Here is a 19,839-nt window from a genome sequence, read left to right as displayed (position 1 = left end):
AAGGTTGCATTACAGCTGGCGTTTTATCGGCCAATTAAGGTTAAAGCACGTCTGGTATGGATTACTGCTAACGCTGACATCGCCTTGATGTCGCTGCATAATACGTTTGATTATAGCAAGCCCTAAACCGTGCCCTTTATTACCATTTTGCACCGATTGGCTGCGATAAAAAGGCTCAAATACTTTAGGTAAATCAACCGCCGGTATAGGTTCACCATCGTTACTCACACTTAAATTCACTCTGTGCTGTGTCTGTTTAACTTCTATGATGATTTCAGTGCGGGCAAAGCGTTGTGCATTGGTCAGTAAATTTTGCAGCGTACGTTCGATTAATGCAGGTTCACCTAGTAGTGGCAGTTTATCAATAGTCGTCTTAATGACGAGTGGGATTGGACTTAAGTTTTCTAAACGTTTAATCGTTTGATTGATTAGCTGAATTAAATCGTACTCATCTAATTGGATCCCTTCTCGCTGGGATTCTAAGCTGGCATAAGTCAGTAGTTCTTGCAGTAAATCTTCAATCTCTTTGATATCGATTTGCATTTCATCAATAAAATTTTGTCGCTTTTGTGCGTCAGAATCGGGCTGACAATACATAGGAATTAACGCAAGGGCGAATTTAAGCCTAGCCAGCGGGGTGCGGATCTCATGGGATACCGCATTCGATAGGTGTTTTTGATTTTCAATTAAGGCGCTGATGTGCCGTGCCATTTCGTTAAATGTATTAGCTAAAGGTTTAACTTGAGAGCGATTTGACAGGGTAATACGGGTGTCCCATTTGGCCTCGCCAAATTCTTTGGTTGCCTTACGTAGTATGCTCAAATCCCGTGAAAGTGGGCCGACCCAAATTAGTGCCACAAGAGCGAGTGATAAATAAAAGAACAGCGTGAATAGGCTGCGAAGGTTTGCTCTAGGATCGATATCCAGCGGCCCCGCCATTAATACTTGATCGCCGACTCTAATAAATTGCAGCAGGCTATTGTTGTTAGTGGTGGTGAACACCTTACTGCTACTCAAGGCTTGATTGTCTAACAACGCAACTTGATCGGCGTTTAGTAATTGTAGTGGCATTACAGGATTAGCTGGGATCGTCTCCAAATATCGTTGACGGGTATCGGCAGGGAGCTCAGCTAATAATTGCGCGAATGCGACTAGTGGCGCATCGAGAGCATTATTATCATCGACATTTTTCTGCCACAGGCTGTCGAGTGTCCAGCTAATCCCAAGCACGCTGAGACTGAGTAGCAGATATAAACTGATAAAGAGGCGCTTCACTGGATGGTTACTTAGTTATTCCAAGCTTCAGGAGCAAATAAATAACCTTGCCCCCAAACGGTTTTAATTCTGAATGGTGTCTCAATACTATCGTTGAGTTTTTTACGTAATCTAGAAACACGCACATCAATTTTTCTATCTTTACCATCAAAATCAATGTTGAGTAGTAATTGATAGATATATTGACGGCTAAGCACTTGGCCTGCTTGTGAGGCGAGTAGCCATAATAACTCGAACTCGTGACTGGTTAAATCGACTTCCGTTTCGTTAAGGCGAATCGCATGGGTATGCGGGTCGATACTCAGTTTTCCAAAGGTTAAGCAGTGTGATTCGGCCTGCGGTGGCTGGTTTTGACGACGTAGTAAGTTGTTAATTCGCGCCACTAATAAGGCGGGATCGACGGGCTTAACCACATAGTCATCGGCACCGAGTTCTAAGCCTTTGATTTGATCTTCGGGTGAACCTAACGCGCTCATCAGTAGGATCGGGCCGGCGAAATAATCGGGTAGTTTTTCACACAGGGTGAGACCATCCATACCGGGCAGCATAATGTCTAACAGTATGATATCGGGCTTGTAATTGATTAATCGAGTTAATACCGTATCGCCACGGCGTTCAACTTCAACATGCATACCATGGGACTTTAAGTAATCGACAATAAGGTTTGCAAGGCGAACATCGTCTTCAACCAATAATACTCTGTGGTTCGATTGTGGGCTGGTCATTAAAATAAACTCCAAGGGTTGCGATAACGTCTGCGAACCTGAGGTTGTGCTGCAGAAGTGATTTTAAGTTTGGCGCTCGCCAACGTTTGGTTACTGTCTTTACTCACCATGATAAATTCAATGTCCGTTGAGGTATGAATTTTCATCTGTAAATTATTTGTTAAAACGGAATCGCTACACCATTTTGGATAGGCAATATTGTCAGATAAAATACAGACAAGCTCATTTTTGGCTAATGTCCAGTGTAGTTCTATATCGATGTCGCAGGCTTGATTATCTGAACTAGTGATACAAATTTCAGGTGTCAGTTTAAGTGCAGCATCGCGGCTATTAGCTTGTGCTAAATGTGGGCTTACTAAACTGAGGCTTAAACCGATCAAAGCCAGCCAGCTTAATTGAGACAGCGTCACTAATATTAGAACCTATAAGCAGCACCGACAAAATAGGTGCGGCTATAGTCTTGTATTAACAAGGGGCTGGCGGCAATTTCATCGGCTATTTGAGTATAACGAACTGCCAACAGTAGATCCCAATTGTCAGTTAATACATAACGAGTTGTTATTTCTGCACCTTTATTCCACCCCGATTTTGCTTGGTAGTGTTCGCTCCAGTAAGCGTTTTCACTGGGCCGAACGCCGTAATAATAATCCACCACGGCTTGGCTCTTCCAATCAAATATCAATGCAAATTCAAAAATGAAACGATCGACCTCCCAGCCATTGCTCCACTTTATTTGGGCTTCAGAACCTTGGTGAACATTAAACATATCGTGGGTGTAGGCTAGGCGAACAATCCCCAACCTTGTATAGATAAAGGCTTCAGCGCCGCCAAGCATAGTGAAATTTCGCGTTTCTAGCGTATTAAACTCTGCTTCTGGTTCTGTGGTTAATGCTAAATTTGTCGTTGCCTTTGTCGGCATCTGGCTACTACGCTCTAAAAAAACATTCGATGGGTCCCAGCGATAAAAATAGGCTCTATCTAAGCTATAACTGGTCACTAAGTTGATGGTAAAGCTTTCTTGCTCGGCTAAGGTGTAACCTAAATTGCCATTATCAAAGAACCAGTTGTTACCGTAATAGGCGATGGTCGGAATAAAAAATAGAGGTATATCATTAAAGTCTTTTAATGGATTAGATTTTTGTCCCCAGCCAATCGCAACACCTAAGTCCCAGTTGTTCATCTCAATGCATTGACTTTCAGGCACGCAAGTCTGCTTCGCCATTCCAATTGAAGGCAAAATACTTAAGCTAACAATGAGGATAAATAGGATCCGGTGCATGATTTAACGATTAAAGCTGCAGTTGCCTGTACTGGAGGACAGAGTAGCACTTTACGAAAAATTCAACAGCGGTTTCATAAGGGGTGATGCAAAGTGATACAGTTATCGTGTAAATAGAATAAATGTAGAGCCTAGAAGTTGTAATGCATTAATTACATGTAAAAAAACCTATTTTCACATGGTGTTATGATTGGTTTTTTAAGATTTAAACGAGCCATTATTACATTTGGCTTTTAACCCAAATAAGGTCAGCTGTCGTTAAGTGATTATTTAAATTATAAATAATAATGCCATTCGCTGATGTGAATGGCATTGGATGAATATAGAGCTTATGTTTTGCGATAATACGATGAGATTTGAATGAAGATTAATTGACCTCAGTAACCGATTTGTAGCCTATCTCAGTGAGTTGATCATTTACACAGTCCAGCACATATTGTGTAAGTTCCGCATTCTCGACTTGATCTTCAGAGGCCATCTGTTGACAGACTTCTTTCAGCTGAGCTACATCGGCTGCGGGTGCAGACGGTAAACTTGAATCGTCAGCAAACGAAGTGGCACTAACTAATGCTAATAAGGTAAAAACAGCTGATAACTTCTTCATATTATTTCCTTTAGTTATGTATTGTTAACAACAGTTCAAGAAGTATCCTCTTAATATAACTGCGTCAACCATCGCAATTTAGCACTGCTATTCTGTTTTTGATATAAATAATTTTGACCTTTTGAGGTTAAGTGTTTTTTTGCTATTTTCCCTTGATTCGCTTCAGGTCAGTGGAGTGATTTAGTTACCTTCACGAGTTTCAATTATGCCATCCTCCCGGTATTTCACGCGGTTTAAGCTATGGGTAATTAAAGTTGTACTCTACGGCTCGCGAGTTAAGTCGGTATTTTACCAATGTGTTTTATCCATAGATAAATATTGTCTATAGAGTTTGATGTCAGTATCAATATGCGCTGTTAGCTGTACAAGTTTTATGCCTTGAAAGTCATGTCGCAAAATTTATGCTCCCTGAATAATGCTCCCTGAATTCTAGCTAAAACTTAAGCGTTCAACCCATATAGACCATTAGCGTTCTAAAATGTGGGTTTCTGCCAAAAGTGCCGCTTTCGTCACCTTAAGGGTTAATTTGCGGTAAAGAGCATAATTTTCGCAGTTTTACCCTTCATTTATGGTGATGATTTTTGAGTGTTTATAGCTGAATAATGCGCTAGCTGTAGAAATTGGTATTAAATGCGACCTGAAGCAGGTTGCAGGCGATTTTTATTTTAGGATATTGAATTAAAAAGGATTAATTTCTACGTGTTTTTTAGAATGACTTTGTTTTGTATTTTAAAATATTTAACATGATGTTTTTAAATGATTTTTTGTTGTAACTACCTGTTTTAAATGATTCCTTTGCTAACGGTATTGTTATTCTCTAGAATGCGCCGCTCTTGCTGATGTGCAAATAGAAGGTTAATAGCTAATGCTATTGATTTTTTTATTGAATTATTTATCTTATAGGGGAATGCAGTGTCTGCAAAATTGGCTAATCCGGCACCACTGGGTTTAATGGGCTTTGGTATGACAACGATTTTATTAAATATCCATAACGCGGGTTATTTCCCTATTGATTCGATGATCTTAGCCATGGGGATTTTTTACGGCGGCATTGGTCAAGTGATTGTGGGTATTATGTGTTTTATGCGCGGCGATACTTTCGGTACGACGGCATTTACCTCATACGGTTTGTTTTGGTTAACACTGGTGGGGTTAATTCTGATGCCTAATGCGGGTATTGCGGCCAGTCCAACGTATTTTATGGGGTGGTATTTGACGCTGTGGGGCATATTTACTGCATTTATGTTTGTGGGTTCTTTGCGTTATCCCAGAGCTAAGCAGTTTGTCTTTGCTTCATTGACTATTTTGTTTTTTTTGCTTGCAGCACGTGATTTTACCGGCAATGTCTTAATCGGCACTATTGCGGGCTTTGAAGGTATCATTTGCGGCGCGAGTGCAATTTATTTTGCGATGGCGCAGGTACTTAATAATGAGTATGGCCGCACGATTTTACCGATTGGTGAACTAAAGCTGTAACCCTTAGCGCATGTGTAGCTGTAAAAAAGGCTGATATGGATCAGCCTTTTATTTGGATTTTTTTTAGCAACATTAGATTTTAGTTTTAATATAGGCTGCAGCAGCCTCATCTAAACTACGTAATGAAACATAACTCGTGCCCGCTTTGTGGGTGATTAAAAAGCCCTTTTCGGTTTCTTTAATCCGGTAAATATCGGTCCATAAAATTTGGCTAGTCACCGACATCGATTGAGTGTGAATACCTAACTCATCAATTGTAAGACTCACCTCATTACTAGCGGCTTTACTCATCATCTGCCGCATTAGCCACCAAGCCTTGTGATACTTCACATTGAGCGCTTCGATAACACCTAATCCAACAAAAAAGTAAGCTAAATACAGACTAATGCCACTGAAAATAAGCGCAATACCTATTAGAAATAATCCAATGGCTTTGTAGTAGGGTTTAAGCGTGGGATCGGGTATGACTGATTGACTATAGCATTCTTCAAAATGAGCTTTATCTAAAATATAGGTGGTCGAATAGGAATAAGGCGTTGGCATAATGTCATCTAATTGAGGTCAAGCTTAAGGCGCTAGTGTAGCGATTACCAATGACAAAGTAACTAGACGCTTGAGAAAGAGGGTGATTTTACCACTTAATATCTTTGCAATTAGGCAAGTGGGTTGGACTGCAATGCGGTAACCGTTATAGTGAGTGTGTCGTCAGATTTATTAGATTCTCAACCATTTATTCAAGGAGCGTAGTCGCATTATGGCCTTAATTCCTAAAGATTTTGTTAATTATAAATCAACGCCCATTTTCTCCCATGATAGTGTCCCTAAAATGTTGCTGCATATGCACAACACCAAGGCTGGCGTGTATGGGCAAATTCAAGTGTTAGCCGGCCAGCTGACCTTTTACGGTTTTACCGACAGAAGGGGCGAGTTAGACAAACAAATCGTCATTAATGCCGGAGAAACGGCTATTTCTCATCCTGAGTATTGGCATAAAGTGGAGCTGATGACCGATGATACCGAGTTTAGGATCCACTTTTATGCCCAAAAAGATTCAGAGATTGTCGCGCAGCAGCAATCTGAGCGAAATGAGTAGCTTATGCTACTCACTCAGGTTATGTCGGTATTTAATACCAATACTGACATAACGATGCGGCTTAATAACGGTTTCGCTCGGTAGGCATGTCACTCAGATACTGGACAAACTCGACTTCAAAGCCGTGTGCGTCGAAGAAGTAAATATTGCGTCGATAGGGATCCTCCATACCTTCTTTGGCAATGGGGAATCCTGCTTGGGTTAATCTGTCTATCACAGCATCTAAATTGTCGGTCACAAAGGCAAAGTGTGCGAGGCCTATTTGGTGGCCGGTTAAATCTCGATTTTCTCCCTCACCATTATCACTAAAAGCAATATATTGATAATCATCACCAAAATGAATCCAATTGCGGGGTTTGCCGTACCAAGAGCTTTTATCGCCACCGCGAACACGCCAGTGAGGAAAAGCTGCTTGATAAAAACGTAGTGCTGCGGGAATGTCGTCTACCACTAAGTTAATATGTTCTAAATGAATCATAATGCGTTCCTTGTAATGATTTTAGTCTGTTACTGGTGGTTAAAATCTCAAGCCGCTCACATACCGTAACAGTACTCTTGCTGTTTTGGGTACGCTTGATTTGCGTGTCGTTCACGAATAGGTGCCAGGGCTTGGGCATATTGATGCAGCATATGTAAGCTGTATTGCACTCTTTCCCTGAGTGCGATATCGCGAGCATCCTCGGGTATTGGATTTAGCACATTGCTAACATTGCGAATAATTAAGTGGTCGGGAATCGGCACTAATTTATTATTTTTGAGCGCATTCATCTTTACTTCAACGATGGGGTAAGTACCGCCAATTCCAGTGGATACTGAGATTAATAGTGCTGGTTTATGGGCAGTTTCTTCGCGAGTGCACATCAATAAAAAGTTCTTCAGAAGTGGTGATGCCATACCGCCCCATTCAGGGGTGATTAGCACTAATGCATCAGCTTCATCGATTTTTTGTTCTATTTCGGGCCAGTGCTTACCTTTACTGTGTTCTTCACCATCCCAAAAGGGCAGTTCAAAACGGCATAATTCTAAGTGATGTATGGCGTCGTATCCCATCGTATGGGGTGATAGAAAGCTGCTGTCGGCAATATAGCGCCCAACTTTTGCACTCTGTGAGTCAAGTCTTTGACTGCTGCTGATAATGAGTAATTTCATTAAGTAAACCTATTTGTTTATAATTTAATTGTAAGGTAATCACTTTACTTAATATTGTAAAGGATAAAGTAAATAAAAAAGTTTATTTAATCTATTAAAGCGATGGTGGTTCAGCGATAATGCTCTGGCTTAAATTGGAGATAACAGATGAAAACCACTGATAAAATTATTCAATTGCTCAAGTTGCATGGCCCGTTAACGGCTAAAACCTTAGCGGAAGAATTGGTGTTAACAACTATGGGTGTGCGTCAACATCTTCAAGCCTTAGAAGACACTGGCGATGTGGATATTGAAGATAGAGCTGAGGGGCGTGGTCGGCCAACGCGGTATTGGACTTTGACTGAGCAAAGCCGAGTTCACTTTGCTGATCGCCATGAAGAATTGACGGTACAGCTAATTGATTCGGTGAGAATGATTTTTGGCGATCAAGGCTTAGACAAGTTAATTGACCATCGGGAGCAAAGTGCGTTAATCCAATATCGTGCCGCGATGGTAGGGGCGACAGATATTCCTACTCGTTTGGCGATACTTGTGCAGCTGCGTTCAAACGAAGGCTATATGGCGACGATGGAGCAAATGGGTGGCGTATATTTTCTACTAGAAAATCATTGTCCTATTTGCGCTGCAGCCACCAAATGTTTAAATTTTTGCCGTTCAGAGTTACATCTTTTTCAGCAGTTATTCGCTGATATTGCCGTGGTGACCCGTGAAGAACATATTATTGAAGGCGCACGCCGCTGTGCATATAAAATTGAAGTCATCACTTTAAAGTGACCTTAAACAACTCCTCTGCGATGCTTTATCTATTGTATAAAACATCACAGAGTTGATAACTGAGTCAAGAAGTGGACCAAATCACGATAGAACCGCTATCAATATTCTTGTGTTTAAGGTTCGTGATAAGCCAATAGCGTATCGAAACGTTGGTGCCCTTTAAGTTGTGAAAAATCAGCCTCATCTAAAGCCAGTTCCTTAAACGAAGCGCTGTTATCGATAGCGCGCTCCAAATCAGAAATTGCTCTTTCTTCAACCCCTAAACAGGCAAAAGCACAGGCTCTTTGATAAAACGCGTGGGCGTTAGTGGGGTCAACCTCTAATACGCGATTACATAGGCTTTGTGCCCAGTTAAACTCGCGCATTTCCATGGCCGCATCAGCCTTGTAGGTCAGCGCCTCTAAATCCCCCGGTCGAACCGTGAGTATTTCATCATAGACTTCTATCTTTTGTTCTGGGGTTTGTGCGCTTTGGGCACGCAACCAGAGATTATGGATCTCATTAATAATTTCAATCTCGCGATTATTGTCTGTGATCGTGCGACTCTTACGCTGAAGTTCTTGCTCTAATGCTTTAAATTTATTTTCATATTGCTCAGCAATACTTTGTAGCTGATTAGCTGCCAGTTTGGCGGTATGTGTTTTGATTTCCCGCAGGGATTGCCAGCCAATAAAAGCGACTAAAGAAGCGACCCCCGCAATGATGTAGAAGAAGTAAGTCACAGTGACATTAGCGTAATTCATCGACGCATTGGCTACTGCCAGCTCGCGATCGGTAATATCAATCGTGAGGCGTCGTTCGAGATCCTGTTGATCGTGTCTAAGTAACTTAAGTTCATCGAGAACATAACGCTCGATAAGCGGTTTATCATGTATGGCGGAAGGTTGAGGTGCTGCGGGCGGGCTAGAGGTATCATTAGCTTGAGCGAAAAAAGAGCTCGCAAGCATCACTAAAAATAAGGCTAAAAATAGCGGGTTCGAATATTGTATAACGGGATTTGCAGATAAGTTTTTGATGCGGCAACCACTCACAGTAAGATGAATTAAGCGCCTAGCTTAACAAAATTTAGCGAGTGCGATCCAATTTAGTCCCGAAAATCTTCGTTACATAGAGTGGTAATGGCTCGCTATGAGCGCAACGATCATCCTGATAGAATAGCCATTCCATTCATATTTCGTCATTTGTGGTGTTATGCAATCTAAGCGCGGCCGACTCGATCGCTACCTTTGTAACCAGTTACAAACTCACCGTAAAGCGGTACGTGAACTCTTGCTTTCAGGTAACGTCAGTGTCGATGGATTAGTTGTCAAAGACATGGATAAACAAGTGGATGAGTTTTCGCATATTCAACTTGGCGATCAAATACTGCAAGCCAACACGCCGGTTTATTGGATGCTGCATAAGCCAACAGGTGTAGTGAGTGCCACCAAAGATACTCAACATAAAACGGTCATTGATTTGCTTGATTGCGAAGGCCGTGATGAGCTGCATATTGCCGGTAGGTTAGATTTAAATTCGTCAGGTTTACTGTTATTGACCAATGATAGCCGTTGGTCTGATGCGTTAATGTCGCCGACCCAGAAGGTAAATAAAGTCTATCGCGTTAGTTTAGCTAACCCATTAACAGAGGAATACATTGCTGCATTTTCCGCTGGCATGTACTTTAGTTTTGAAGATATTACCACTCAACCCGCTAAGCTGGTGATCCTTACTCGCAATGTGGCCGAAGTGACTTTAAGTGAAGGTAAGTATCATCAAATCAAGCGGATGTTTGGACGATTTCGCAATCCTGTCGTTGGCTTACATCGATTATCTATAGGCGATATTGTATTAGATGACACGTTAGCGCCGGGTGAAGGCCGTGCATTGACGAGTTTAGAAGTGGCTTGTATCAGCTGAAAACTGATAGAGCAATATAAAAGATACATTGTTGTTCCATCATCTTTAACGTTTGCCATTTCAAGCACAAAAGCGGACTTGAGAGTTAATTCCCTCAAGCCCGTGGCATGCGTTTAAAGATCGGCGTGTGGACCAAATACTTCATAGTGCATGTTTTCAATTGCTACACCCAGCGTAAGTAATTGCTGTTTGATAGCAGACATGAATCCAATTGGACCACAGAAATAATAACGTGCGTTAGGGGCCAGTTGTTCGGCTACTTTGCTTAATTCCATTTGTCCTTTGAAATCATAGTCTTTACCTAACACATCCGCTGGGTTCGGCTCACGATACCAGACATGGCTAGTTAGATTAGTATGCTGCTGTCGCTTGGCATGAATTGCATCTTTAAAACCGTGCACGGGACCTTGTTCACAGGCATGCAACCAAGTGATATTACTTGGATGCTGTTGCTTGAGTAGCTGGTTTAACATGCTTTTCATTGGAGTTTGGCCTACACCTGCAGAAATCAATACGACTGGCATTTCAGGTGTCACCTTCAGCATGAAGTCACCAGCAGGAGGCATAACCGTAACCTTGTCACCCGCTTGTAGTGCATCGTGAAGCAGGTTTGATACTTGGCCACCGATTTCACGTTTTACACTGATGCGATAACTGTTGCCATTAGGCGCATCGGATAGCGAATACTGACGAATTTCTTCATTTGCCAAGTTAGGATGCTTTAACTTCAAACTTAAATATTGACCAGGAATAAAATCTTTAACTGGCTTGCCATCTTCAGGAGTCAATATGAAAGAGGTAATGACTGCTGATTCGGTGTTTTTTTCGCTAATGATAAAGCGACGTTCACCTGACCAACCACCTTCTTGTTCTGCTTGTGCTTGATAGATTTGCGCCTCACGCTGAATAAAAATATTGGCTAAAAAGCCATAGGCTTGTCCCCAAGCTTCTAATACTTCAGCGGTCACTGCATCGCCACCTAACTCTTCAAGAGTGGCTAATAAATGGCCACCGACAATGGCATATTGCTCAGGCTTAATTAAAAAACCTGTATGCTTTTGGGCTATGCGCTCAACAGTTGAGCCAAGCACGGCTAAGTTTTCAATATTTTTAGCATAGGCTGCGACAGCGTTAAAAAGGGCGACAGGCTGACCACCAGAATGCTGGTGGGCTAAGTTAAATACATCTTTTAACTCAGGATTATGTTTGAACAAACGTTCATAAAAGTGAGTGGTAAGTGCTGGGCCTGCTGATTCTAATAGGGGAATGGTGCTTTTAATTACTTGGATGGTACGGCTATCCAACATAGAAAATCCTTAACGCGCAAATAATATGAATGTTTAATAAGTTTAAAGATCTATTTGATTTGGATCAATAGTTATTGCTGTTTTCTGTGCTATGCACAAAGGTGCGTGAATGTATTGCCGGCGTTTGATGTGAAGGTGTTATAGGCGTATTGAAGTGTATTAATTCTTATATTTCAATAGGTAAAATGGCTTACCGTAAAGCCAACTAAAGATAGGTTGGTGCGTTTAAGCGAGGAGCAATAAGAGGCTTATTTTATTACAGACATAAAAAACAGATACAAAAAAACCTCGCATTGCGAGGTTTAAATGTTGGTACAGATGAGAGGACTTGAACCTCCACGCCCTTGCGAGCACCAGCACCTGAAGCTGGCGTGTCTACCAATTCCACCACATCTGCATGGCTATCGAAATTTCATCGAATGAATAATCTTAATATCGAATAACAAATCGTAATGGTTTGTTTCGTTGAACTGCAATTTGGTACAGGTGAGAGGACTTGAACCTCCACGCCCTTGCGAGCACCAGCACCTGAAGCTGGCGTGTCTACCAATTCCACCACACCTGCACTGTACCTTTTGCAGTTCTCTAACATTAGCCGCTGTAGCAACCAATTTAAAGATGGTGCCCGAACCCGGAATCGAACCAGGGACACGAGGATTTTCAATCCTCTGCTCTACCGACTGAGCTATTCGGGCGACGGGCGCAATTTAAAGTCTTTTCGGGTTTTGAGTCAATAGATTTTTACGAAATAACCTAAAAAACGACTTGGTTGAGTAAGATTCACTCGAAAGTATCATTTGTGTGGCTACTGTCGATGTCAAAATCGTCAAACTTCAATATAGACTGAGTACTTAGCAAAACTAAAGAATGACGGATTTGCAATCCGAAGCAAAAAAAAGCCCCTATCACAGGGGCTTTCTACATTAGTTTGATAAGATTTCATTGTTTGGATAGTTAGCTTGCATTACCATGAGCACGTTTTGCTTCAGCTTGCTCTGACCTAATTCGCCATAAGCTTCTATCATTATTTCTAATGCCCGCTCATTTGAAGGGGTGCCAGGGTATGTTTCCATGACTGATTGTGCTCGAATCGCTGCGGCGCTCCAAGCATTCATCTTGAGGTAATACTCGGCAACTTGAATTGAATATCTTGCTAAGCGATTCTTTAACGCTAACATGCGTTTTTGCGCATCTGCGGCATATTTGCTGTTAGGATAGGTTTTGATAAGACGATCAAAATCTTTGAAAGCATCTTGAGCATTTTTAGGATCACGATCGGTTCGGTCGATATTAAGCATATCGTGGAACAAGTAGTTGTCTGCTTGCATGTTCACTAAACCGCGCATATAGAACACGTAGTCAACATCAGGGTGAGTAGGATTAAGACGGATAAATCTGTCTATGTTCGCAATCCCCGAGGCAACATCGTCCATTTTGTAGTAAGCATAAATCAGGTCTAACTGGACTTGGGTTTTGTGAGGTCCGAAAGGGAAGCGCGAGTCTAACGCCTCCAAAGAACGGACAGCTTTAGAGTAATTGCCAAGTTCCATAGAGGTTCTTGCCTGAGTGTAAAGTACATCAGGTGACGTTTTGGCGGCAATATCGTTATCATCAGGGCTGCTGCTACAGGCTGATAACGCTAGTGAAAATAGGACTAAGGTAACGCCTTTGGAAAATTTATACATACTTGAATTCAATTCTTTTTAAGTTGTAGTTAAGAATTTTTCCATTTCACTATAAAATAGAAAACATCCGATTGTAACAGATAGCACACATTTTTTGACCCCTAAATGGGGATACGGTTCCTATGACACAAGAGATTAATCTAAAAAGCGAGATTTCGGCAACACAAACTGGACTGAGATTAGATCAGGCCCTAGCAGAGTTGTTCCCAGATTACTCGCGCACGCGCATCAAGGAATGGATCCTATCTGATGCAGTTCATGTTGACGGCGTCGTCGTTAATAAGCCCCGTGAAAAAGTTTATGAGCTGCAGCAGATAGTGATTGATGCCACGCTCGAAGAAGAAGTACATGCGGCAGCGCAGGCTATTGACCTTGATATCATCTATGAAGATGACGATATTATGGTGATTAATAAGCAAGCTGGCCTTGTGGTTCACCCTGGTGCTGGCAATGCCGATGGCACTTTGATGAATGCGCTATTGCACCATTGTCCTGATATTGAGCATGTACCGCGAGCAGGTATTGTGCATCGTCTTGATAAAGACACCACAGGTTTAATGGTGGTAGCTAAAACTGTTGAAGCACAAACGCATTTAGTTGCAGCGTTGCAGGCCCGTGAAATCACTCGTGAATACGAAGCGATTGTGATGGGGACTATGACGGGTGGCGGTACTGTGGATGAGCCAATTGGTCGCCATCTCACCAAACGTACTCACATGGCTGTGCTGCACTCAGGTAAACCTGCGGTGACGCATTACCGTGTTGCAGAAAAATTCCGCAACCACACGCGATTAAGACTGCGTTTGGAGTCGGGGCGTACTCACCAAATTCGTGTTCATATGGAATACATTGGGCACGTGTTGGTTGGCGATCCTACCTATGGTGGCCGCCCAAAACCGCCTAAATATGCTAGCCCAGAGTTTTTCGATATTCTGAAAAACTTTAAACGCCAAGCATTGCATGCGGTGCGTCTTGAATTAGCACACCCAGTGAGTTGTGAAATCATGAGCTGGCAAGCGCCAATTCCTGAAGACATGGTGATTCTGACTAAAGCACTGCGCCAAGACACGGTTGAGCATCCGATCGAGTATTTGTAAATGTTACATCACGATTGGCCTGTTCCTACCAATGTTGGCATCGCTATGACAAATCGTCATGGCGGTGTGAGCACGCATCCCTTTGATAGCCTTAATCTTGGGCTACATGTTGGCGATACGATAGAGCGGGTGATGGCTAATCGTGAGTTACTTTCTAAGCAATTAACATTAGCTGCCGATCCTGTTTGGCTTGAGCAAGTCCATGGCACTCATGTGCTTAATTTAGACTCGCTGAACTTAGTTGACCAGAGTTTGGATAATACGGGTTTAGTTAATCAGAGTTTAGCTAGTTCAAATACGCTGATTGCCGATGCCAGTTATAGCCAAACAGCGAGCCAAGTTTGCGCGATAATGACCGCTGATTGCTTACCCGTGTTATTGTGTAATCAAGCAGGAACCGAAGTGGCTGCGGCCCATGCCGGTTGGCGTGGTTTGTGTGATGGTGTTATTGAAGCCACAGTAGCGCAGTTTAGTTCACCAATGAATGAGCTAATTGCGTATTTAGGTCCAGCTATTGGGCCACAAAAATTTGAAGTTGGCGCCGAAGTAAAGCAAGCATTCTGTGCTTTGCATCCGCAGGCGGCAGCCTGTTTTATCCCTAGTGGTGATAAATATTTTGCCAATATCGTAAGTTTAGCTAAATTGCGCTTGAGTTTGCTTGGTATAAACCATATTTATAGTGCCGATATCTGCACTGTTACCGACACGAATTATTTCTCTTATCGACGCGATAAGGTAACGGGGCGTATGGCTTCGTTGATCTGGCTTAAGTCTTAAGCTTATATCCCTAAAATTTATCTCTATTTATGTCGTGTCCGCTTGAAATTGGCTAAATAGCCCCCATCTTTTAACTAACGAAATGTAACACCAATCCTATTTAGAATTTTCCATTAGCAGTACTTATCTAAAGCTACTTAATTGGCAAGATATCTTGTGGATTGGTATATCTCTATTATGTGAGTTTTAGGAGGCTGTATGCGACTCGATCGTATGACCAATAAATTTCAGCTTGCCATCTCAGATGCCCAGTCTCTTGCACTTGGGCGTGATCATCAGTTTATTGAACCACTGCATTTGATGATGGCATTGTTGAACCAAGATTCAGGTTCAATCCATCCGTTATTAACCCAAGCGGGCATTCGCGTGAGTGCGCTGCGATCGCTTTTGAGCCAAGAGCTTGAGCGTTTACCGCAAGTCGAAGGTACTGGCGGCGATGTGCAATTATCCCAAGGGTTGATACGGTTATTAAACCTGTGTGATAAGTTGGCGCAAAAGCGTAAAGACAAATATATCTCTAGTGAGTTATTTGTGCTGGCGGCCTTAGAAGGTACCGACGCCCTTGCGCAAGCGCTGAAAAAATCCGGTGCGACTAAAGAATTACTGGAACAAACGATTGAACAGATGCGTGGCGGACAAAAAGTAGACGATCCTAATGCGGAAGATCAACGCCAAGCGTTGAAAAAATTTACCATCGATCTTACTGAGCGAGCAGAGCAGGGTAAATTGGATCCTGTGATCGGCCGTGATGAAGAGATTCGTCGCACAATCCAAGTATTACAACGTCGTAGCAAAAACAACCCTGTGCTCATTGGTGAGCCTGGTGTGGGTAAAACTGCGATTGTTGAAGGGCTTGCCCAGCGTATCGTTAATGGCGAAGTGCCCGAAGGTATTAAAAATAAGCGAGTGTTATCGCTCGATATGGGTTCATTGATTGCGGGCGCTAAATATCGTGGTGAGTTTGAAGAACGTTTAAAAGCGGTACTGAACGAACTAGCTCAGGAAGAGGGCCAAGTCATCCTCTTCATCGACGAATTACATACTATGGTCGGTGCGGGTAAAGGCGAGGGCGCAATGGATGCTGGTAACATGCTCAAACCTGCATTAGCGCGCGGTGATTTGCACTGTGTCGGCGCAACGACGCTCGATGAGTATCGTCAATACATTGAAAAGGATGCGGCGCTTGAACGTCGTTTCCAAAAAGTACTGGTGGATGAGCCCAGCGTTGAAGATACTATCGCTATCTTGCGTGGACTGAAAGAGCGTTACGAGCTGCATCACCATGTTGAAATTACCGATCCGGCGATTGTGGCGGCAGCGACTATGTCGCACCGTTATGTGTCGGACCGTAAGTTGCCCGATAAGGCAATTGATTTAATTGACGAAGCTGCATCGAGTATCCGTATGCAGATGGACTCTAAGCCCGAGTCGCTTGATAGATTAGAGCGTCGTGCTATTCAGCTTAAGTTGGAAGAGCAAGCGTTAGCAAAAGAAAGTGATGAGGCGAGTCGTCGTAGGCTTGAAACCTTGCAAGAAGAATTACGTGAAGTTGAAGCCAAAGCCTCTGATCTGAACGAAATTTGGCATACTGAAAAAGCCGCATTAGCGGGAACTCAGCACATTAAAGCTGATCTTGAGCAAGCTCGAATGGACTTAGAAGTGGCGCGTCGTGCGGGTGATTTAACGCGGATGTCTGAGCTGCAGTACGGTCGCATTCCTGAGCTTGAAAAGCAGCTTGATTTAGCATCCCAAGCTGAGATGCAAGATATGACTTTATTACGTAATAAGGTGACTGAGTTTGAAATCGCCGAAGTCTTGTCTAAAGCGACGGGCATTCCCGTATCGAAAATGCTTGAGGGCGAGCGCGAAAAATTACTGCAAATGGAAGTGGCGTTGCATGAGCGGGTTATTGGCCAAAATGAGGCCGTTGATGCGGTTTCTAACGCGATCCGTCGTAGTCGCGCTGGATTGGCGGATCCAAATCGTCCGATTGGGTCGTTCCTGTTCTTAGGCCCAACGGGTGTGGGTAAAACTGAGCTGTGTAAATCATTGGCGCGGTTCTTATTTGATACCGAATCGGCTTTAGTACGTATTGATATGTCTGAGTTTATGGAGAAACACTCAGTATCGCGCTTAGTGGGTGCGCCTCCTGGATACGTGGGCTATGAAGAGGGCGGTTACTTAACAGAAGCCGTTCGTCGTAAACCATATTCGGTGATATTGCTCGACGAAGTTGAGAAAGCGCATCCTGATGTGTTTAACATCTTACTGCAAGTGCTTGACGATGGACGTTTAACCGATGGTCAAGGTCGTACTGTAGACTTTAGAAATACAGTGATCATCATGACCTCGAACTTAGGCTCCGACATTATCCAAGAAGGATTTGGTCAAGTAACCTATGCAGAGATGAAAGCAGCGGTAATGAATGTGGTCACCCACAGCTTCAGACCCGAGTTTTTAAACCGTATTGATGAGTCTGTGGTATTCCATCCATTGGATGCTGCCAATATCAAACGTATTGCTTCGATACAGATTGCTTCTTTACGCCAACGTTTGGCAGAGAAGGACTATACATTGGAGATCACCGACGACGCATTATCGTTGATTGCAGAAATTGGTTTCGATCCTGTGTATGGTGCAAGACCCTTGAAACGGGCATTGCAGCAAGAAGTCGAAAACCCACTGGCGCAAAGATTGTTGCGTGGCGATTTATTACCAGGCAAACCAATCAAAGTCAGCTGTGCGGGTGGTGAGTTAGTATTTGAGCAATAACAATGTGTATTGTTTGAATGTGAGATGAATGCTTGAGGTAAGTGCACCGGTTATTTTAAAATAAGCGTTCTAGAATCTGAGCTTGAAATTAATCAGTACAGAGCTAATTTAATCGGTACCTAACCTACATCAAAGCACTAAAACCTAAAAGGGCTGAGTTTCTAACTCAGCCCTTTTTATGTACTCAAGCACTTTTTATTGTTGATATTAGCGGCTGCTATTTTTATCACTTCTTATTACAGAAGAGTTTGATTCTTTCTTGTTGCTGAGCAATCGATGTTTGGCGGTCTTCTTCAGTCATCGCGACAGGCTTGCTCGAATCTGAAGTTTGGCGGATAAGATTAGTATGCGTCGTCAGTACTTCTAAATTATGTGTTGCACTCTCACAAATCGATTGAGCCTGTTTGGCATCTTTTTGTTTAATCAAAGCTGCTGGCTTTTCTACTTCACTGGTTTGTGGCACTTCTTGTTTCTTTACTGGTGCAATAAAACCCACTTTAGCCTGCGACAAATCTTTACTGTATAACTTCTCAGCTTGAATACTCTCTTGTTGTGGAGCCTGCTGGCTGTAATGCGTTACCCCATTATCATCAACCCAAGTATAAATAACGTCTGCCAAAACAGGACTAGTAAAAAGGCCTAGCCAGAGCCATTGGCATAATATTGTGCTGAACTTGTTCACTGGTAACATTGAAATTATTCCTAATGGCAGCTTATCGATACAATAAAATATGCTTTCTTGAAGGCTAGAGTCACGCCCATGGCTTAACACAAATCAGTGTATGCAAAATTCATCCAATCAAACAGTAAAAATAGCAATATCTGTTTATAGAGCAATGACTGAGTATCTCATCACGCTAAGAATGCAATGGTACAGTGAATTTGGCAGTGATGTGGTGATCGCCTTCCTCTTATGCCATCGCAACTATCCTTTCTATTTTTGAGAACGTTTACTTATTGCAGATAAAATACCTATTCACCTCTGTTTATAGGAGTTCAATCCATTAAAACCACGATAGTTGGTGATTTTCTTAGTCAAATTTATCAGTTCAATAGGGATAATCAGCCAATTGTGCAGCATATTTCTGCAGTTTGATGGTTATTCATGCGTTTGATTTTAATTGTTTAAAAAGCCCTTGCACAAAATCTCGCGCTGCCTATAATGCGCATCCACTGACACGGCAGACAGCGTTAAGCCGCCTGATGTGACAGCTCATCAATAAGTTTACTGATTGATGAGCGTTGAGAAAGTTTGTAAAAACTCCTTGACGCACAATGGGAAATGCGTAGAATACGCAGCCCTAGCCACCTGGAAGCATTTGATGCTCAGTGTGGTACTCAGATTCTCTGATGAGATTGAGTTGCTCTTTAACAATATAAAACAAGAAATCTGTGTGGACACTCACAGGTGTTGAGTTAATCGAAACTGCTTAGCCTTCGGGTTGGCAGTCAAAAATTTAAATCAATGTAACAATGAGTGTTCATAGCAATATGTACAGTTTGTTTCTGCTTCCTTTATAAGGATGTGGAAACAAAAAAATCAGAATTCATTGAGCCGCTGATTGGCTTCTTATTTATAAGAAGTTGAGAAGCAAAAAACTTTAATTGAAGAGTTTGATCATGGCTCAGATTGAACGCTGGCGGCAGGCCTAACACATGCAAGTCGAGCGGCAGCGCAAGGGAGTTTACTTCTGAGGCGGCGAGCGGCGGACGGGTGAGTAATACCTAGGGATCTGCCCAGTCGAGGGGGATAACAGTTGGAAACGACTGCTAATACCGCATACGCCCTACGGGGGAAAGAAGGGGACCTTCGGGCCTTTCGCGATTGGATGAACCTAGGTGGGATTAGCTAGTTGGTGAGGTAATGGCTCACCAAGGCGACGATCCCTAGCTGTTCTGAGAGGATGATCAGCCACACTGGGACTGA

General features: G+C 42.7%; 19 protein-coding genes, 3 tRNA genes and 1 rRNA gene. 8 read left to right on the top strand and 15 right to left on the bottom strand.

Going from position 1 to position 19,839, the window contains the following annotated elements; all coding sequences use genetic code 11:
* Positions 1-9: 9 nt before the first annotated feature.
* The 5 genes from BW947_RS14925 to BW947_RS14905 form a co-directional block, all read right to left on the bottom strand.
* On the bottom strand, positions 10-1,275 hold the full coding sequence (locus BW947_RS14925; protein WP_076500891.1) for an ATP-binding protein: 1,266 nt from the start codon (positions 1,273-1,275) through the stop codon (positions 10-12).
* A gap of 11 nt (positions 1,276-1,286) precedes the next feature.
* Positions 1,287-2,000 (bottom strand): response regulator, encoded by a 714-nt coding sequence (locus tag BW947_RS14920; RefSeq protein WP_076500889.1) that lies wholly within the window; start codon positions 1,998-2,000, stop codon positions 1,287-1,289.
* Positions 2,000-2,410 (bottom strand): DUF3019 domain-containing protein, encoded by a 411-nt coding sequence (locus tag BW947_RS14915; protein WP_076500887.1) that lies wholly within the window; start codon positions 2,408-2,410, stop codon positions 2,000-2,002. The genes BW947_RS14920 and BW947_RS14915 overlap by 1 nt, the downstream gene beginning before the upstream one ends.
* A 5-nt stretch (positions 2,411-2,415) precedes the next feature.
* Positions 2,416-3,279, bottom strand: coding sequence for a MipA/OmpV family protein (locus BW947_RS14910; RefSeq protein WP_076500885.1), 864 nt, complete (start codon positions 3,277-3,279; stop codon positions 2,416-2,418).
* 367 nt (positions 3,280-3,646) lie between these two features.
* Positions 3,647-3,883, bottom strand: a complete 237-nt coding sequence (locus BW947_RS14905) for a hypothetical protein (RefSeq protein WP_076500883.1) — start codon at positions 3,881-3,883, stop codon at positions 3,647-3,649.
* A 912-nt stretch (positions 3,884-4,795) separates the two neighbouring features.
* On the opposite strand from BW947_RS14905, the gene BW947_RS14900 reads away from it, so the two are divergent.
* Positions 4,796-5,359, top strand: coding sequence for an acetate uptake transporter (locus BW947_RS14900; RefSeq protein WP_076500881.1), 564 nt, complete (start codon positions 4,796-4,798; stop codon positions 5,357-5,359).
* A gap of 72 nt (positions 5,360-5,431) precedes the next feature.
* Here the strand turns inward: BW947_RS14900 and BW947_RS14895 are convergent, their stop codons facing one another.
* Positions 5,432-5,902 (bottom strand): YcxB family protein, encoded by a 471-nt coding sequence (locus BW947_RS14895; protein ID WP_076500878.1) that lies wholly within the window; start codon positions 5,900-5,902, stop codon positions 5,432-5,434.
* Positions 5,903-6,113: 211 nt separating this feature from the next.
* On the opposite strand from BW947_RS14895, the gene BW947_RS14890 reads away from it, so the two are divergent.
* Positions 6,114-6,452 carry a TehB family protein gene (locus tag BW947_RS14890; protein ID WP_076500876.1) on the top strand — a complete coding sequence of 113 codons (339 nt, stop codon included), beginning with the start codon at positions 6,114-6,116 and terminating at the stop codon, positions 6,450-6,452.
* A 61-nt stretch (positions 6,453-6,513) separates the two neighbouring features.
* Here the strand turns inward: BW947_RS14890 and BW947_RS14885 are convergent, their stop codons facing one another.
* Positions 6,514-6,930 carry a VOC family protein gene (locus BW947_RS14885; RefSeq protein WP_076500873.1) on the bottom strand — a complete coding sequence of 139 codons (417 nt, stop codon included), beginning with the start codon at positions 6,928-6,930 and terminating at the stop codon, positions 6,514-6,516.
* 56 nt (positions 6,931-6,986) lie between these two features.
* Complete coding sequence (locus BW947_RS14880; protein ID WP_076500871.1) at positions 6,987-7,601, bottom strand: NADPH-dependent FMN reductase; 615 nt, start codon at positions 7,599-7,601, stop codon at positions 6,987-6,989.
* Positions 7,602-7,748: 147 nt separating this feature from the next.
* Between BW947_RS14880 and BW947_RS14875 the strand changes: the two genes are divergently transcribed.
* Complete coding sequence (locus BW947_RS14875) at positions 7,749-8,375, top strand: helix-turn-helix transcriptional regulator (protein WP_076500869.1); 627 nt, start codon at positions 7,749-7,751, stop codon at positions 8,373-8,375.
* A 113-nt stretch (positions 8,376-8,488) separates the two neighbouring features.
* On the opposite strand, the gene BW947_RS14870 is transcribed toward BW947_RS14875, so the two are convergent.
* Positions 8,489-9,406 carry a TPR end-of-group domain-containing protein gene (locus BW947_RS14870; protein ID WP_076500867.1) on the bottom strand — a complete coding sequence of 306 codons (918 nt, stop codon included), beginning with the start codon at positions 9,404-9,406 and terminating at the stop codon, positions 8,489-8,491.
* Positions 9,407-9,566: 160 nt separating this feature from the next.
* Between BW947_RS14870 and BW947_RS14865 the strand changes: the two genes are divergently transcribed.
* Positions 9,567-10,274, top strand: coding sequence for a pseudouridine synthase (locus tag BW947_RS14865; RefSeq protein WP_076500865.1), 708 nt, complete (start codon positions 9,567-9,569; stop codon positions 10,272-10,274).
* 113 nt (positions 10,275-10,387) lie between these two features.
* On the opposite strand, the gene hmpA is transcribed toward BW947_RS14865, so the two are convergent.
* The 5 genes from hmpA to BW947_RS14840 form a co-directional block, all read right to left on the bottom strand.
* Complete coding sequence (gene hmpA / locus BW947_RS14860) at positions 10,388-11,581, bottom strand: NO-inducible flavohemoprotein (RefSeq protein WP_076500863.1); 1,194 nt, start codon at positions 11,579-11,581, stop codon at positions 10,388-10,390.
* 310 nt (positions 11,582-11,891) lie between these two features.
* A tRNA-Leu gene (locus BW947_RS14855) sits at positions 11,892-11,978 on the bottom strand.
* A gap of 81 nt (positions 11,979-12,059) precedes the next feature.
* Positions 12,060-12,146, bottom strand: a tRNA-Leu gene (locus BW947_RS14850).
* Positions 12,147-12,200: 54 nt separating this feature from the next.
* Positions 12,201-12,276: transfer RNA gene (locus BW947_RS14845), tRNA-Phe, on the bottom strand.
* A 228-nt stretch (positions 12,277-12,504) separates the two neighbouring features.
* On the bottom strand, positions 12,505-13,266 hold the full coding sequence (locus BW947_RS14840; RefSeq protein WP_076500861.1) for an outer membrane protein assembly factor BamD: 762 nt from the start codon (positions 13,264-13,266) through the stop codon (positions 12,505-12,507).
* A 122-nt stretch (positions 13,267-13,388) separates the two neighbouring features.
* Between BW947_RS14840 and rluD the strand changes: the two genes are divergently transcribed.
* From rluD to clpB, 3 genes are all read left to right on the top strand, one after another.
* Positions 13,389-14,363, top strand: coding sequence for a 23S rRNA pseudouridine(1911/1915/1917) synthase RluD (rluD, locus tag BW947_RS14835; protein WP_076500859.1), 975 nt, complete (start codon positions 13,389-13,391; stop codon positions 14,361-14,363).
* A complete protein-coding gene (gene pgeF / locus BW947_RS14830; protein ID WP_076500857.1) occupies positions 14,364-15,140 on the top strand; it encodes a peptidoglycan editing factor PgeF in 777 nt (258 codons plus the stop codon).
* A 198-nt stretch (positions 15,141-15,338) separates the two neighbouring features.
* The gene (gene clpB / locus BW947_RS14825) at positions 15,339-17,912 is read left to right on the top strand and encodes an ATP-dependent chaperone ClpB (protein ID WP_076500855.1); all 2,574 of its coding nucleotides are present in this window, start codon (positions 15,339-15,341) and stop codon (positions 17,910-17,912) included.
* Positions 17,913-18,138: 226 nt separating this feature from the next.
* Here the strand turns inward: clpB and BW947_RS14820 are convergent, their stop codons facing one another.
* Positions 18,139-18,603: a DUF4124 domain-containing protein gene (locus BW947_RS14820; protein WP_076500853.1), complete on the bottom strand. Its 465-nt coding sequence runs from the start codon at positions 18,601-18,603 to the stop codon at positions 18,139-18,141.
* Positions 18,604-19,514: 911 nt separating this feature from the next.
* On the opposite strand from BW947_RS14820, the gene BW947_RS14815 reads away from it, so the two are divergent.
* A 16S ribosomal RNA gene (locus BW947_RS14815) occupies positions 19,515-19,839 on the top strand; the annotation flags it as partial.

Source organism: Shewanella morhuae, assembly GCF_900156405.1.
Lineage (GTDB): Bacteria > Pseudomonadota > Gammaproteobacteria > Enterobacterales > Shewanellaceae > Shewanella > Shewanella morhuae.
The sequence above is the reverse complement of the archived record's forward strand: the minus strand, read 5'-3'. Positions and strand labels throughout refer to the sequence as shown.